At 66.0% G+C, this 14301-nt stretch carries 13 protein-coding genes; 11 read left to right on the forward strand and 2 right to left on the reverse strand.

The window, feature by feature from the left end:
- Positions 1-11: 11 nt before the first annotated feature.
- From IPK75_07590 to IPK75_07615, 6 genes are all read left to right on the forward strand, one after another.
- Positions 12-1271 carry an MFS transporter gene (locus tag IPK75_07590; protein ID MBK8198216.1) on the forward strand — a complete coding sequence of 420 codons (1260 nt, stop codon included), beginning with the start codon at positions 12-14 and terminating at the stop codon, positions 1269-1271.
- Between the two features lie 146 nt (positions 1272-1417).
- Entirely contained in the window at positions 1418-2611 is a 1194-nt protein-coding gene (gene sucC / locus IPK75_07595; protein MBK8198217.1) for an ADP-forming succinate--CoA ligase subunit beta, read from the forward strand.
- A gap of 5 nt (positions 2612-2616) precedes the next feature.
- Positions 2617-3519 (forward strand): succinate--CoA ligase subunit alpha, encoded by a 903-nt coding sequence (gene sucD, locus IPK75_07600; protein ID MBK8198218.1) that lies wholly within the window; start codon positions 2617-2619, stop codon positions 3517-3519.
- A gap of 147 nt (positions 3520-3666) precedes the next feature.
- Entirely contained in the window at positions 3667-6675 is a 3009-nt protein-coding gene (locus tag IPK75_07605; GenBank protein ID MBK8198219.1) for a 2-oxoglutarate dehydrogenase E1 component, read from the forward strand.
- 32 nt (positions 6676-6707) lie between these two features.
- Complete coding sequence (odhB, locus tag IPK75_07610) at positions 6708-8237, forward strand: 2-oxoglutarate dehydrogenase complex dihydrolipoyllysine-residue succinyltransferase (GenBank protein ID MBK8198220.1); 1530 nt, start codon at positions 6708-6710, stop codon at positions 8235-8237.
- A 12-nt stretch (positions 8238-8249) separates the two neighbouring features.
- Positions 8250-8534 (forward strand): hypothetical protein, encoded by a 285-nt coding sequence (locus IPK75_07615; GenBank protein ID MBK8198221.1) that lies wholly within the window; start codon positions 8250-8252, stop codon positions 8532-8534.
- On the opposite strand, the gene IPK75_07620 is transcribed toward IPK75_07615, so the two are convergent.
- Entirely contained in the window at positions 8531-9232 is a 702-nt protein-coding gene (locus IPK75_07620) for a class I SAM-dependent methyltransferase (GenBank protein ID MBK8198222.1), read from the reverse strand. The two genes, IPK75_07615 and IPK75_07620, sit on opposite strands and share 4 nt — an antisense overlap.
- 135 nt (positions 9233-9367) lie before the next feature.
- Here IPK75_07620 and yghU point away from each other — a divergent pair, with 135 nt between their 5' ends.
- The 3 genes from yghU (at position 9368) to IPK75_07635 (ending at position 11643) form a co-directional block, all read left to right on the forward strand.
- Positions 9368-10246 carry a glutathione-dependent disulfide-bond oxidoreductase gene (gene yghU, locus IPK75_07625; protein ID MBK8198223.1) on the forward strand — a complete coding sequence of 293 codons (879 nt, stop codon included), beginning with the start codon at positions 9368-9370 and terminating at the stop codon, positions 10244-10246.
- Between the two features lie 3 nt (positions 10247-10249).
- On the forward strand, positions 10250-11215 hold the full coding sequence (locus IPK75_07630; GenBank protein ID MBK8198224.1) for a hypothetical protein: 966 nt from the start codon (positions 10250-10252) through the stop codon (positions 11213-11215).
- A gap of 83 nt (positions 11216-11298) precedes the next feature.
- Entirely contained in the window at positions 11299-11643 is a 345-nt protein-coding gene (locus tag IPK75_07635) for a chorismate mutase (GenBank protein MBK8198225.1), read from the forward strand.
- On the opposite strand, the gene IPK75_07640 is transcribed toward IPK75_07635, so the two are convergent.
- On the reverse strand, positions 11604-11993 hold the full coding sequence (locus IPK75_07640; GenBank protein ID MBK8198226.1) for an Hpt domain-containing protein: 390 nt from the start codon (positions 11991-11993) through the stop codon (positions 11604-11606). The genes IPK75_07635 and IPK75_07640 overlap by 40 nt on opposite strands.
- Before the next feature lie 169 nt (positions 11994-12162).
- On the opposite strand from IPK75_07640, the gene IPK75_07645 reads away from it, so the two are divergent.
- The gene (locus IPK75_07645; protein MBK8198227.1) at positions 12163-12303 is read left to right on the forward strand and encodes a hypothetical protein; all 141 of its coding nucleotides are present in this window, start codon (positions 12163-12165) and stop codon (positions 12301-12303) included.
- Positions 12304-12380: 77 nt separating this feature from the next.
- Positions 12381-14300, forward strand: a complete 1920-nt coding sequence (locus IPK75_07650) for a hypothetical protein (protein ID MBK8198228.1) — start codon at positions 12381-12383, stop codon at positions 14298-14300.
- The last annotated feature ends 1 nt before the right edge of the window (position 14301 follow it).

Raw genomic sequence — 14301 nt, forward strand, 5'->3', positions numbered from 1 at the left:
CCCGGAACGTCATGTCGGGCTATAGCCGCGTCATTACCCTGATCCTTGCGATCTGCCTCATGCAGGCGGGCGCGAGTTTCATGGGCGTCATCACGCCCGTCGGCCTGTCCGAATTGAAGGCGAGCGAAACGCTGACCGGGCTGATCGGCGCGCTCTATTCCGCCGGCTTCATGGCGGGGGCCTGGGCCGGCCCGGCGCTGATCGGCCGGTATGGCACCATCCGGCTCTATGCGGCGGCGGCCGCGGTGACGGCGATCTGCGCGCTGCTGATGGGGATGGTGGCGGACCTTGCCGCCTGGAGCGCGGCGCGGCTCGTTCACGGCATCGTGTTCGGCCTGCTGTTTGCCAGCGCCGAAAGCTGGCTGGGGCAGGCGGTGCCGACTGGCCGGCGCGGCGATGTGATGGGCTTCTATTATTTCCTGTCGCGGATCGCGGGGCTGCTCAGCCCGTTCCTGGCCTTCGGCCTCGCGGCGACAGATCCGCGCGGCCTCAGCTGGGTGGCGATCCTGCTGTGCCTGTCGCTGATCACGCTGTGCCTGACGCGGCTCGAAGAACCCGCCGCGCCCGAGCGCGAGGTGATGAGCCTGCCGGCGCTGTTCCGGCTGGCGCCGTCGGCGGTGGCGGGATGCTTCCTCGCCGGTGCCTTGAACACCGGCACCTGGGCGCTGCTGCCGACCTGGACGCGCACGTTCGAAATCGGCGGCGGCGGCACCAGCGCCGCTGCGCTGGCGGCCGCCGTGGCTTCGGCGGGGGCATTGCTGGTGCAATGGCCGGCCGGGCGGATATCGGACCGGGTCGAGCGGCGGATCGTGGTGGCGGGCCTGTCGCTGTTTGCGGGGGCGGCGGCGTTGGCGCTGGCGGTGGGCGCCTCCCGGCTGGGCGAGCCGGCGGTGCTGGTGCTGCTCTGCCTCTGGGGCGCCGGCGCCTTCAGTTTCTACGGCGTCTGCGCCGCCCACGCGATCGACCGGGCCGGAGCAGGGCGCATCCCGCAGGTGATGAGCGGCATCCTATTCGTCTGGGCCGGCGGATCGGTCATCGGGCCGATCCTGTCCGGGTTTGCCATGAGCCTCGGCGGGCCCAACGCGCTGTTTGCGCTGGCCGCCGCGGGCCTCTTCCTGCTGGCGGGAATCATGCTGGTGCGCAGTCGCGTGCGGCCGCCGGCCGAGCCGGTTGCGCCCGAGGCGATGCTGGCGGCAGAGGCCACGTCGGCGGTCTCGACCGCCAGCGAGCCGCAATTGGAAGGGGAGGGTGAACGCGCGCCGCCAGGGTGACCGCGCGTCAATCCCGAAACCTAGGTCCACGAACTGCTACCCAGTCTGTTGCGGCGGGCCTCAGTGTTGGTATACAGCGGCGCGAACCACAGGGCAGGACGGCTGGCGAGAGGCGACCAGACCGGCGGCCACAAAGGGAAATCTCCATGAACATTCACGAATACCAGGCCAAGGCGCTGCTGAAGACGTTCGGTGCGCCGGTGGCCGAAGGCGTGCCGGTGCTGAAGCTGGCGGATGTGCAGAAAGCGGTCGACACGCTGCCCGGCCCGCTCTGGGTCGTGAAGAGCCAGATCCATGCCGGCGGACGCGGCAAGGGCAAGTTCGTGGAAAAGGAAGCTGGTGAGAAGGGCGGCGTGCGCCTCGCCTTCTCGAAGGAAGACGTGATGAAACATGCCGAAGCGATGCTCGGCAAACACCTCGTCACCGCGCAGACCTCCGCCACCGGCAAGCAGGTCAACCGCCTCTACATCGAAGACGGCGCCGACATCGAGAAGGAACTCTACCTCTCGATCCTAGTCGACCGCGCCACCTCGAACGTCGCGTTCGTCGTCTCGACCGAAGGCGGCATGGACATCGAGGCCGTCGCGCATGACACGCCCGAGAAAATCCAGACCGTCCAGATCGACCCGCTGAAGGGCGTGTCGGCGGCCGACTGCGCCGCGCTGAACAAGGCGCTGAACCTGTCCGGCACCGCCGCCGAAGATGGCCTGAAGCTCTGGCCGATCCTCTACAAGGCCTTCACCGAGAAAGACATGTCGATGCTGGAGGTGAACCCCCTCATCGTCATGAAGAACGGCCACCTGCGCGTGCTCGATGCGAAGGTCTCGTTCGACGGCAACGCCCTGTTCCGTCACCCCGACGTGCAGGCGCTGAAAGACGAAACCGAACAGGACGCCAAGGAACTCGAAGCGGCTGAATGGGACCTCGCCTATATCGCGCTCGACGGCACGATCGGCTGCATGGTCAACGGCGCGGGCCTCGCCATGGCGACGATGGACATCATCAAGCTCTACGGCGAAGAGCCAGCCAACTTCTGTGACGTTGGCGGCGGCGCCGGCAAGGAGAAGGTGGCGGCCGCGTTCAAGATCATCATGAAGGACCCCAACGTGAAGGGCATCCTCGTGAACATCTTCGGCGGCATCATGAAATGCGATGTTATCGCCGAAGGCGTCATCGCAGCCGTGAAGGAAACCAACCTGTCGGTTCCGCTGGTCGTGCGTCTCGAAGGCACGAACGTCGAACTCGGCAAGAAGATCATCAAGGAAAGCGGTCTCAACGTCATCTCGGCTGACGATCTCGACGACGCCGCCCAGAAAATTGTCAAAGCGGTGCGGGGTTAAGCGTCATGTCCATTCTGATCGACAAGAACACGAAAGTCCTGACGCAGGGCATGACCGGCAATACCGGCTCGTTCCATACCAGCCAGGCGCTTGAATATTACGGCACGCAGATGGTCGGCGGCATCCACCCCAAGAAGGGCGGCGAGATGTGGACGGCGGCGAACGGCAAGGAATTGCCGATCTTCGCGTCCGTTGCTGAAGGCAAGGCCAAGACCGGCGCCACAGCTTCGGTCGTTTACGTGCCGCCGCCGGGCGCTGCGGCCGCCATCGAGGAAGCCATCGACGCGGAAATCCCGCTGATCGTCTGCATCACCGAAGGCGTGCCGGTCATGGACATGGTCCGCGTCAAGGCGAAGCTGAAGAACTCGAAGTCGCGCCTGATCGGGCCGAACTGCCCGGGCCTCATCACCGCCAACGAGTGCAAGATCGGCATCATGCCGGGCTCCATCTTCAAGAAGGGCTCGGTCGGCATCGTCTCGCGCTCCGGCACGCTGACCTATGAAGCTGTGTTCCAGACCACGAACGCCGGCCTCGGCCAGACCACGGCGGTCGGCATCGGCGGCGACCCGGTCAAAGGCACCGAGTTCATCGACATGCTGGAAATGTTCCTGGCGGACGACGAGACCAAGTCGATCATCATGATCGGCGAGATCGGCGGCTCGGCCGAAGAAGAAGCCGCCCAGTTCCTGATCGACGAAGCCAAACGCGGCCGCAAGAAGCCGATGGCCGGCTTCATCGCGGGCCGCACGGCACCGAAGGGCCGCACGATGGGCCATGCCGGCGCAATCGTGTCGGGCGGCAAGGGCGATGCAGAATCCAAGATTGCAGCGATGGAAGCTGCGGGAATCCGTGTAAGCCCCAGCCCGGCGCGTCTTGGTACGACGCTGGTCGAAGTGTTAAAGGGTTAGAAGACCCTCCTGGTTAGTTTGCAGCTGCGCGCGTCCTGAAGGTAGCGCGGCTGCAGGCGGGGCTCTGCAGCCCGTGACCTGCAGGCGGCATCATCCGCCCCCATATAGCTCGCCGGGGGCGGCAAGCTCTGGAAGGATGATTTTTCAATGGCAGACGATGGCAGCCCGGTGAACGGTCCGCGCAGCTCCGGCAACACCGCGATGCTGGAAACCGCGTTCCTTTACGGCGGGTCGGCGCTCTATCTCGAACAGATGCAGGCCGCCTATGCGAAGGACCCGTCGTCGGTGCCGGAGAGCTGGCGCAGCTTCTTTGCCGAGCTGGGCGATGACGGCGCGGCGGCCACGAAGAATGCCGAAGGGGCAAGCTGGAAGCGCGCCGGCTGGCCGAAGCCCGTGAGCGACGAACAGGTTGCTGCGTTTGACGGCAACTGGGCGCTGCTGGAGCCGAAGCTCGAGAAGAAGATCAAGGCAGCCAGCCCCGCGGCGGCGCCGGCCGACATCTCGCAGGCGGTAACCGATTCGATCCGTGCGCTGATGATGATCCGCGCCTACCGTATCCGCGGCCACCTCGCCGCCCAGCTCGACCCGCTGCGCCTCAACGGGTTCGGCGAGCAGCCCGAGCTTGATCCGGCCACTTATGGCTTCAAGCCGGAAGACCGCGACCGCCCGATCTTCATCGACAACGTGCTCGGTCTCGAGCGCGCGACCATCAACCAGATGCTCGACATCCTGAAGCGGACCTACTGCTCGACGCTCGGCATCGAGTTCATGCACATCTCCGACCCCGCCGAAAAAGGCTGGCTGCAGGAGCGCATCGAAGGCCCCGACAAGGGCGTCGCCTTCACCCGCGAAGGCAAGTTCGCGATCCTGCGCAAGCTGATCGAGGCGGAGACCTTCGAACGCTTCCTGCACAAGCGCTATCCCGGTACGAAACGCTTCGGCCTCGATGGCGGCGAAGCGGCGGTGCCCGCGCTGGAGCAGATCATCAAGCGCGGCGGCGCCCTAGGCGTCAACGAGATCGTCGTCGGCATGCCGCACCGCGGCCGCCTCAACATGCTCGCGGCCGTGATGGGCAAGGGCTATGACAAGATTTTCCACGAATTCCAGGGCGGCTCCACGCAGGGCGCCGGCGAGTTCGGCTCGGGCGATGTGAAGTACCACCTCGGCGCCTCGTCCGACCGCGAGTTCGACGGCAACACCGTCCACCTCACCATGAACGCCAACCCGTCGCACCTCGAAGCGGTGAACCCGGTCGTGCTAGGCCGCACGCGCGCCAAGCAGTTCACGGCGTCGCAACAGAGCGGCAAGCTCGACCGCTCGCAGAAGCTGCCGCTGCTGCTGCACGGCGATGCTGCGTTCGCGGGGCAGGGCGTCGTGGCGGAGTGCTTCGCGCTCTCCGGCCTGCAAGGCTACCGCACCGGCGGCACCATCCACTTCATCGTCAACAACCAGATCGGCTTCACCACCAGCCCGATGTACTCGCGCTCGTCGCCGTACCCGTCGGACGTGGCGCTGATGGTCCAGGCGCCGATCTTCCACGTCAACGGCGACGATCCGGAAGCGGTTGTCTATGCGGCCAAGGTTGCGACCGAGTACCGCCAGAAGTTCGGCAAGGACGTCGTCATCGACATGTTCTGCTACCGCCGCTTCGGTCACAACGAGGGCGACGACCCGACGATGACCCAGCCGGTCATGTACAAGGTCATCAAGGACCTGCCGTCGACGCGCGAGATCTACGGCAAACGCCTCGTCGCCGAGGGCCTGATGACGGCCGACGATGTCGCCGCCCAGGTGAAGGAGTTCGAAGACTTCCTCGAGAAGGCCTTCAACGCCGCCAAGGACCTGAAGACCAACAAGGCCGACTGGCTCGAAGGTCATTGGTCGGGCTTCAGCCTGCCGATCGACGACGATCGCCGCGGCAAGACCGGCGTCGCCAAGAACCGCCTGAAGGAACTGGGCGACGCGATCACCGCGCTGCCCGCTGGCCTCGACGTGCACAAGACCGTCGACCGGGTCATCGCCCGCCGCCGCGAGAGCTACGAGACGGGCAAGGAAATCGACTGGGGCGGCGCCGAACACCTCGCGTTCGCAAGCCTGCTCGATGAAGGCTTCCCGGTGCGCCTGTCCGGACAGGATTGCGGCCGCGGCACCTTCGTGCAGCGCCACAGCCATATCGTCGACCAGACGACCGGCGAGCGCTACACGCCGCTGAACCATATCAATGGCAAGCAGGCGCCGTACGAAGTGATCGACTCGCTGCTCTCGGAAGAGGCGGTGCTGGGATACGAGTATGGCTATTCGCTCGCCGACCCGAACACGCTGACCCTGTGGGAGGCCCAGTTCGGAGACTTCTGCAACGGCGCGCAGGTCTATTTCGACCAGTTCATCTCCAGCGCGGAGCGCAAATGGCTGCGCATGTCGGGCCTCGTGATGCTGCTGCCGCATGGCTATGAAGGTCAGGGCCCGGAGCATTCCTCGGCCCGCCTCGAGCGCTTCCTGCAGATGTGCGCCGAAGACAACATGCAGGTGTGCAACCTGACGACGCCGTCGAACTATTTCCACGCCCTGCGCCGCCAGATCCACCGCGAGTTCCGCAAGCCGCTGGTGATCATGACGCCCAAGTCGCTGCTGCGCCACAAGCTGGCCACCTCGACGATCGACGACATGAATGCCAAGTCGACCTTCCACCGCATCCTCTGGGACGACGCCGAGACGCCGGGCCGCGAAGGCAAGGTGAAGCTGGTGAAAGACAACAAGATCCGCCGCGTCGTGCTGTGCTCGGGCAAGGTCTACTACGACCTGTTCGAAGCGCGCGAAGCGTCGGGCGCCGATGATGTCTACCTGCTGCGCATCGAGCAGTTCTATCCGGTGCCGCGCAAGTCGATGGTCACCGAGCTGAAACGCTTCCCGCAGGCCGAGCTGGTCTGGTGCCAGGAAGAGCCGCGCAACATGGGCGGCTGGACCTTCATCCGTGACGAGATCGAATGGTGCGCGGCTCAGGCCGGCTATGCCCGTCCGCGTCCGGCCTATGCCGGCCGTCCGCCGAGCGCCGCCACCGCCACCGGCCTGATGTCGAAACACCAGGCGGAACTTGCCGCCTTCCTGAAGACGGCCTTCTCGCCGGACCCGGTCGATGACCGGACCGTTACGCCCTAACCCCTTCCAGCAATCGCCCGGGATCCAGACCCATGACAGACATTGTAGTGCCGACCCTCGGTGAAAGCGTCACGGAAGCCACGGTTGGCCGCTGGCTGAAAGCCAAGGGCGACGCCGTGAAGAAGGATGACGTGCTGGTCGAGCTGGAAACCGACAAGGTATCGGTGGAAGTCTCGGCGGCGGAAGACGGCGTCCTGTCCGACATCACCGTGCCGGAAGGCGAGACCGTCGGCATCGGCGCGCTGCTCGGCAAGCTGAACGGCAGCGGCGCACCCGCTGCGAAAGCTGCGCCGGCCGCAAAGCCCGCCGCGGCGCCTGCACCGGCGCCCGCGAAGCCCGCTGCTGCGGCCCCTGCGCCCGCCGGCGGCGTGACGGATGTGAAAGTGCCCGTGATGGGCGAGAGCGTGGCCGAAGGCACGATTGCCTCCTTCTCGAAGAAGGTCGGCGAAAGCGTCAAGAAAGACGAGACGATCGCCGAAATCGAAACCGACAAGGTGGCGCTGGAAGTGCCGTCGCCGGCTGACGGCGTGGTGCTCGAGATCCTCGTCAAGGAAGGCGCCAGCGTCACGCCGGGCTCGGTGATCGCGCGCGTCGGCGCTGCCGGCGCTGCGCCAGTGAAGGCAGCCGCCGAGGCCGCGCCCGCAAAGACCGTTTCTGCGCCGGCCGCCGCTACCGGCACCGGCGAACGCCCGGTTGCGCCGTCCGTGCGCCGCATCGCGGCCGAGGCCAATGTCTCGCCCGCCAGCATTCCGGGTTCCGGCCGCGATGGCCGCGCCACCAAAGCCGACGCCCTTGCCTATGTGAACCAACCGAAAGTCCCTTCGATGCCCGATACTGAGGCCCGCCCGCCCCGCGAAACCGGTCCGCGTGAAGAACGTGTACGGATGACCCGCCTGCGCCAGACCATCGCCCGCCGCCTGAAGGAAGCGCAGGACACGGCCGCGATGCTGACCACGTTCAACGACGTCGACATGTCGGCCATCATGGACCTGCGCAAGAAACACCAGGACGCCTTCGTCGCGCGCCACGGCATCAAGCTCGGCTTCATGAGCTTCTTCGTGAAGGCCGTGACCAGCGCCCTCAAGGACGTGCCCGCCGTCAACGCAGAGATCGACGGCCAGGACGTCATCTACAAGAACTACTACGACATCGGCGTCGCCGTCGGCACCGACAAGGGCCTCGTGGTCCCGGTCGTGCGCGGCACGGACGAGATGTCGCTCGCCGACATCGAGAAGGCGATTGCCGCCCTGGGCAAGAAGGCGCGCGATGGCCAGCTGGCCATCGGCGACCTGCAGGGCGGCACGTTCACGATCTCCAACGGCGGCATCTACGGCTCGCTGATGTCGACCCCGATCCTCAACCCGCCGCAGTCCGGCGTGCTCGGCATGCACCGGATCGAGGACCGCCCGATCGTCCGCAATGGCCAGATCGTCATCAAGCCGATGATGTATCTCGCCCTCAGCTACGACCACCGCATCGTCGACGGCAAGGAAGCCGTCACCTTCCTCGTCCGCGTCAAGGACGCGCTGGAAGACCCGGAGCGGATGCTGCTGGAAGTCTAGGAAGCGAGGCTGATGTTTCGCTGGCTGGAATCAAAGATCGAAAAGGCCTTGATGAATTGGGTTCGCTCCGATGCTACAGAGCCCGACAAATGTGACCATGAATGGTGGGTATACTCCACCGCCAGCCAGCCACGCCCGTGTCTGGAGGTTCAATGCTATTCGTGCATGTCTGTTGGCAGCGTTGATGACCCTTCGGAGGCGGAGTGGTCGCGCGCCTATTCCGCGCCTTCAAAGAGCTATCGCTGGAAAGAGCCGGAGCGCGTCAGCATTGGCAATCAGTGGTTTCCGGGAGTCTAACGCTTCGCCGCCACCCAGCCGCGCATCATTGCCGCCTGATAGGCCGGGGCTGGCGGCGTGAACCCTGCCGCCTCGATCAGGCTTTCCAGTTCGGATGGTCCGTGTACGCCGAAATCGCGGCCATAGGCATCGACCCAGCCTTTGCGGTTCTCCTCCGCCACGCCGCCAAGGCGCAACAGGTCCAGCCACAGGCCCAGCGTGCCCGGGAATGTCGGCGCCTGCCTGTCGGCGCACAGGTCCAGATTGAATAACAGCCCGCCCGGCTTGAGGCGCGCAGCGATGTCCTCGAAGAAGGATTGGCGCGCAGGCGTCTCCGTCAGGAAATGCGAGACCAGCAGGCTGGTCGCGCCGTCATGCGCCTCCAGCGGCGCGCCGGACACATAGTCCGCAATAAACGTGCAGCGGCCTGCAAAGCCTTCGGCCTCGGCATGGCGCTTCGCCACCGCCAGCATCGGCGCGGACGGATCAATCAGCGTGAAATGCCAGCCCTGAAAGCGCGCGGCGAGGTAGCGTGCCTCTGCGCCGGTGCCCGCACCCGCCATCAGGATGCGCGCATCGCCGGGAAGGCTCGCAAAGTGCGCCTCCACCAGCAGGTGGACCGCATCCTTGATCGGCTGCATGGCCGCGAACTGATTGTCATACACTTCGGCGCGCGCCGCATCGAAATGGGTGGACAACGGGGAAGGGGCAGTCGACATCGCGGCGATCCTAGAATTGTTATACAGTAACATATATGGGCCGCGAACTTCACGCAAGAATGATCCGGCAGGCCTTGCAATCGCGCACGCTACGCCGACCTATGGCACCTGAGAGTCTGGCTAACGGAGACCGACATGGCTGACCCCACCTACACGCCGCCGAAAATCTGGACCTGGGACAAGGAAAGCGGCGGACGTTTCGCCAGCATCAACCGTCCGATTGCCGGGCCGACGCATGACAAGGTGCTGCCCGTCGGCAAGCACCCGTTCCAGCTCTATTCGCTCGGCACGCCGAACGGCGTCAAAGTCACGATCATGTTCGAGGAGCTGCTCGCGGCCGGGTTCAAGGACGCCGAATATGACGCCTGGCTGATCAATATCGGGGAAGGGCAGCAGTTCGGCTCCGGCTTCGTCGACATCAACCCGAACTCCAAGATCCCGGCGCTGATGGATCATTCCACCAACCCGCCGACGCGCCTGTTCGAATCCGGCTCGATGCTCATCTATCTCGCCGAGAAATTCGGCGCCTTCCTGCCGAAGGACCATTATGCGCGGACCCAGGCGATCAACTGGCTGTTCTGGCAGATGGGCTCGGCGCCTTTCCTCGGCGGCGGCTTCGGTCACTTCTATGCCTATGCGCCCGAGAAGTACGAGTATCCGATCAACCGCTACGCGATGGAAGTGAAGCGCCAGCTCGACGTGCTCGACCGCCACCTCAAGGACAACGAATACTTCGCCGGCAAGGAATACTCGATCGCCGACATGGCGATCTGGCCCTGGTATGGCGCGCTGGTCACCGGCGCCGTGTACGATGCCGGCGAGTTCCTGCAGGTGCAGGAGTACAAGAATGTCATTCGCTGGATGAAGCAGGTCGGTGCGCGGCCCGGCGTGAAACGCGGCCAGATGGTCAACCGCACGTTCGGAAAGCCCGAGTCGCAGCTGCGCGAGCGCCATGATGCCAGCGACTTCGACACGAAGACGCAGGACAAGCTCGAAGCGCAAGCCGGCAGCTGATCCTTGTTCGGACTGTTCGGGAAAAAGGCGCCCGCCTTCGATGTGGCGGAAGGCAACATTCATGTCGGTCCGGGCCTCGGCCTGCTCAAGGCAGGCGACGGCGCCGCGCTCGGCGTGCTGTATGCCGGCTTGCCGCCAGCGGACCGCGTGCATTTGCTGGATGGGCTGGGCCAGCTCAGCGAGATCGGCGCCGCGCTGCCGCCGCGCAGCCAGCATCCCTCGCTCGCGGCGGTTGAAGGCGGCCTGCGTTATGTCTGGGCCCACCGGCTGAGGGGTTTCGCGACGGCGGACCTGACCAGCGACGCGCAGGCCTTCAGCATGTATGACATGGCAGACCAGGCGCATGAGGCGCTCGCGGAAGCGGCGCATCTGACGCCTGGTGACAGCGCGCTGCACACGTTCCGCATCCGCACCGAAATGCTCGCCCGTGGCACTGACGGCGGCTTCGAGGCCATCGTGCGCGACCTTGAGGCGGCAGGGGAGGCCAATGTAAGCGCCGAGCTTGCACGGTTGAACTACCTGGCGCCCAAATGGCACGGCAGCGTCGAAGAGATGCACGCGGTAGCCGACGCCGCCGCGACCGCGCCGAACGCGGCCTTTCTAGGTCTCAAGGCGCGCGCCTATATCGAGGAATGGCTCTACGAGATGGCGATGAACGACGAGGACGGCGCGGCCGACGCCATGAAGGCGCGCGTATCGGGCGCCGCCTTCAAGCAGGAACTCGCCGATCTCGATGACCGCTTCTGGGCGATGGCGCAATCCGGCCCGGCGATGACGGCGGCAGAGGCGCATTTCGCCCGCAACCAGTTTGCCTGCCTGTTTGCCGCTTTTCCCGATCGCGAGCGGCTCAAGCGCCACCTCGCAGCGCTGGAAGTGCCGGCGGCCACGCCCTGGGGATACCTCGCCGGCGGGGACGTGCCGGCCTTTGTGGCGAAGCTGCGCCGGCGGCTCGGCCTGCCGAAAGCCTAGTGCGGCGCCGTGCCCGGTGGCTTGCCGCGGCCCGGCACCCCATGTATCGGGCGGGACACCTTCTTGCTCAGGCCCGGTGACGCATGACGACCTATACTTCAGATCCCCGCCGCCACACGGCCGAAACCGCCGGTGCGATGACCGATGTGCGCTACGAGATCGACCGGATCGACCGGCTGCTGGTCGAAATCCTGGCCGAGCGCCAGTCGTTCATGGACGCGGCGGCCCGCATCAAGGGCGACCGGGCGGTCGTGCATGACCGGGCGCGGATCGAGGATGTGGTGGCCAAGGTGAAGGCTGAGTGCCCCAAACATGGCTTGTCGCCGGCGATCGCGGAACCGGTCTGGCGCACGCTGATCGACCGCTGCATCGCCTACGAGTTCGAAAGCTACGACGCGCTGCGCCGCCCGGTCGACGCCAAGTCGTAAGCCGCCCGGGCCGCCGCTTCGAGCGTTTCGCCCAGCGAATCCTTGATATCGTTGAGCAGCACGGAAGCGTGCGCCGGGCTGGGCGCGGTTTCGCTGCGGCCGGCCTTTTCAGCCCGTTCGCATACGGCAGCGAGCTTCAGCGCCCCGATGCCGAGACTTGCGCCTTTCAGCGTATGCGCGGCGTCGGACCATTCCCGGGCCGGCAGGCGCGGATCGAGCAGGCGTGACCAGAGCTGGGCCTGATGCTGGAAAATCTCGATCACTTCGAGGCCGAGTTCGGTGTCGCCGCCAGTCATGGCCGCGAGGTGGGCGAGATCCATCACGGGCAGGGGCGGGCGCGGCTCGGTCATTCGGGGTCTCCTGTGCACCGGAACCCTGCGGGAAGCGCATTAGCATCCTGTTAACGAACCGGACGGCGCAAAAAGTTCGCGGGATATCGATTGTCGAAAACCCTCAAATCTGCTAGAGGCAGCGCCAATGCGGACGAAATCGCCGCATTTCGCTTTCGGGGACACCGCGATGACCAACCTGCTCATCCTCATCCGCAATCTGGTCCTGGCCATGATTCTTGCCTGGATCGGCCTCGAATTTGCGCCCGACTCGTCTGACAAGGACGACAAGCCGGCGGAAGACTCCGTGCTGACGGCCGTTTTCGGCTGAGGAATCCTGCAAAGGCTTAACCTCCCGGCGTGTAATCTGCCCTCGCAGCAACACACGAGGCGCGTTATACTTTGGATATGACAGACGCATCCTCCGCGCGCCCTTCGGGCCGGGACGACCTTGTGCGCCACCAGGCTTCTCAGAATTATGAGATGGCACAGCACGGTGGCGGATGGATGGTCGGGGCGGCCTTCTTCGTCGCTGCGCTCTGGCTCGGCGGGGTCGTGCTCGGATTCCTCGGTCTCGGCGGCATGTCGCTGACGGCGCAGTTTTCGCCCTACCTCGTTGCGGCCGGCGGAATTGCCGCGCTCGTTCCGGCGTTCCTGATCGTCATGGCCGGGTTCATGGGCCGGTCGACCAAACGTGCGGCCGCCGCAAATGCGCTGGTGCTCGAAGCGACGTCGCGTCTGATGGCGCCCGCCCGCGAAGCCGGCACCGAAGGCATCGCCTTTGCCGAGCAGATGAAACAGGCCGCCGCCGAAGTGGACCTGGCGATGGCGCATGCGCTGACGGCCATGAAGGCGATGGCGGCCGAGATCGGCGACGAACGCCTGCGGCTTGAATCTGTTTCCTACGCGACGTCGGACAACGCGCGCGACCTTGCCACGCGGCTGGCCGCCGAACGCCAGGCGCTGGAAGCGCTGGCGCGCGAACTGCGCAGCCAGATCAGCACCATGAGCGAAGCCATTCCGCGTCAGGCCCAGATGATGGTGACGGCCGCGCGCCAGGCGAGCGACGAAGTCGGCCGCGCAGACACCGCGCTGGAGAACCGGCTCGGCGCCATGCAGCGAGCAGGCGACGACCTTGGACGCCGGCTCGATGCGCTCGACGGGCTTGCGCGCGAAGCGGCGACGCGGACCGAGGCGCTGACCTTCTCGATCACGCGGATCGAGGACAAGCTTGAACAATCTCGCCGAACGGTGGACGCCGCCGTGCGCGCCAGCGAAGTGGCGGCCGCGGCGGCGGCGACGACCGGCGATGCCCTGAAAGGCGCAGTCGCTTCGGCGATCGACGGCGCCCGACAGGCCAATGCCGAAATCAATTCTGCGACCCGCGGCGCAGCTGAAGAAGCAGCCCGCGCACTGGCCCGCCTGCGTGAAGCCGGCGAGCAGGCGGCCTATGCCTTGCGCACGGCCAGCTATGCCGCGCGGATTGAAGGCGAGAGCCTCGAACGGCGTACCGGCATTTCGCCGGCCGAGCCGATGCAGACCATTCCCGCGCCCGCCCAGCGGACCAGCCTTGCCGCGCCCCAGGCGCCATACACTAACGGCCATGCCTCCCACGGCCATGGCGCGAACGGCCACAGCGCCAATGGCCATGCCGGCGGCAACGGCCTCGCAGCCACGTACTCCAACGGCAATGGCCGGACCGCGCCTGCAAGATCGTCGATCGATGATGACCTGTTCGAAGCGAGCGCGGATGCCGTGATTGCCGCCAGCGCGGGCCAAACGGGCGGCGAGCCGCCGCTGGTGCTGGGACGGGATACGACTTCGCAGGGCAGCGAACCGCTGATGCTGCGCCGCCGCCACGAGGACCAGCAGGCGCCGCCAGAGCCGCCGCGCCGGCGTGCCAGCGACATGCTGTCGAACGGCAGCAACGGGTCGGCCCTGCGCGACATCATCTCCGACATTTCGCGCGAAGAGACCGGCGGCGCACCGCTCGACCGCGAGCAGATCGCCGAGGCGCTGGTCAACCGGCTGCAGACCTCGGGCATTCCGCTCGGTGAGATCTTCCGTCCACGGTCGAAAAAGCGGATCGCCGCCGCGGCGACGAAAGGCGACGCGCCGCGCCGCGAAGCGATCAAGGACCAGGCGAGCAAGGAAGTCGAGCGCGTGTCTCACCGCCTGCGCGGCGACAGCAAGCTGATGGACATGGCGCGCCAGTTCGCGATCATGGAAGAAGCCGATGCGCTGGTCGCGCTGGAGCAGACGCAGAGCACCAGCCGCAATGCCAGCGCCCGCCTCGCGGCTTTCCTGCTGGTGGATGCGGCGCTTTAGA

The sequence above is a fragment of the Acidobacteriota bacterium genome, from assembly GCA_016712445.1.
Classification (GTDB): Bacteria; Pseudomonadota; Alphaproteobacteria; order Caulobacterales; family Hyphomonadaceae; genus Hyphomonas.

Excerpts from the sequence above, each read along its gene's own strand:
- IPK75_07620 (MBK8198222.1), bottom strand. The coding sequence starts at position 9,232 with ATGTCGACTGCCCCTTCCCCGTTGTCCACCCATTTCGATGCGGCGCGC.
- IPK75_07645 (MBK8198227.1), top strand. The coding sequence starts at position 12,163 with ATGACCAACCTGCTCATCCTCATCCGCAATCTGGTCCTGGCCATGATT.
- yghU (MBK8198223.1), top strand. The coding sequence starts at position 9,368 with ATGGCTGACCCCACCTACACGCCGCCGAAAATCTGGACCTGGGACAAG.
- IPK75_07590 (MBK8198216.1), top strand. The coding sequence starts at position 12 with ATGTCGGGCTATAGCCGCGTCATTACCCTGATCCTTGCGATCTGCCTC.
- sucD (MBK8198218.1), top strand. The coding sequence starts at position 2,617 with ATGTCCATTCTGATCGACAAGAACACGAAAGTCCTGACGCAGGGCATG.
- IPK75_07605 (MBK8198219.1), top strand. The coding sequence starts at position 3,667 with ATGGCAGACGATGGCAGCCCGGTGAACGGTCCGCGCAGCTCCGGCAAC.
- IPK75_07635 (MBK8198225.1), top strand. The coding sequence starts at position 11,299 with ATGACGACCTATACTTCAGATCCCCGCCGCCACACGGCCGAAACCGCC.
- sucC (MBK8198217.1), top strand. The coding sequence starts at position 1,418 with ATGAACATTCACGAATACCAGGCCAAGGCGCTGCTGAAGACGTTCGGT.
- IPK75_07650 (MBK8198228.1), top strand. The coding sequence starts at position 12,381 with ATGACAGACGCATCCTCCGCGCGCCCTTCGGGCCGGGACGACCTTGTG.
- odhB (MBK8198220.1), top strand. The coding sequence starts at position 6,708 with ATGACAGACATTGTAGTGCCGACCCTCGGTGAAAGCGTCACGGAAGCC.
- IPK75_07615 (MBK8198221.1), top strand. The coding sequence starts at position 8,250 with ATGTTTCGCTGGCTGGAATCAAAGATCGAAAAGGCCTTGATGAATTGG.
- IPK75_07640 (MBK8198226.1), bottom strand. The coding sequence starts at position 11,993 with ATGACCGAGCCGCGCCCGCCCCTGCCCGTGATGGATCTCGCCCACCTC.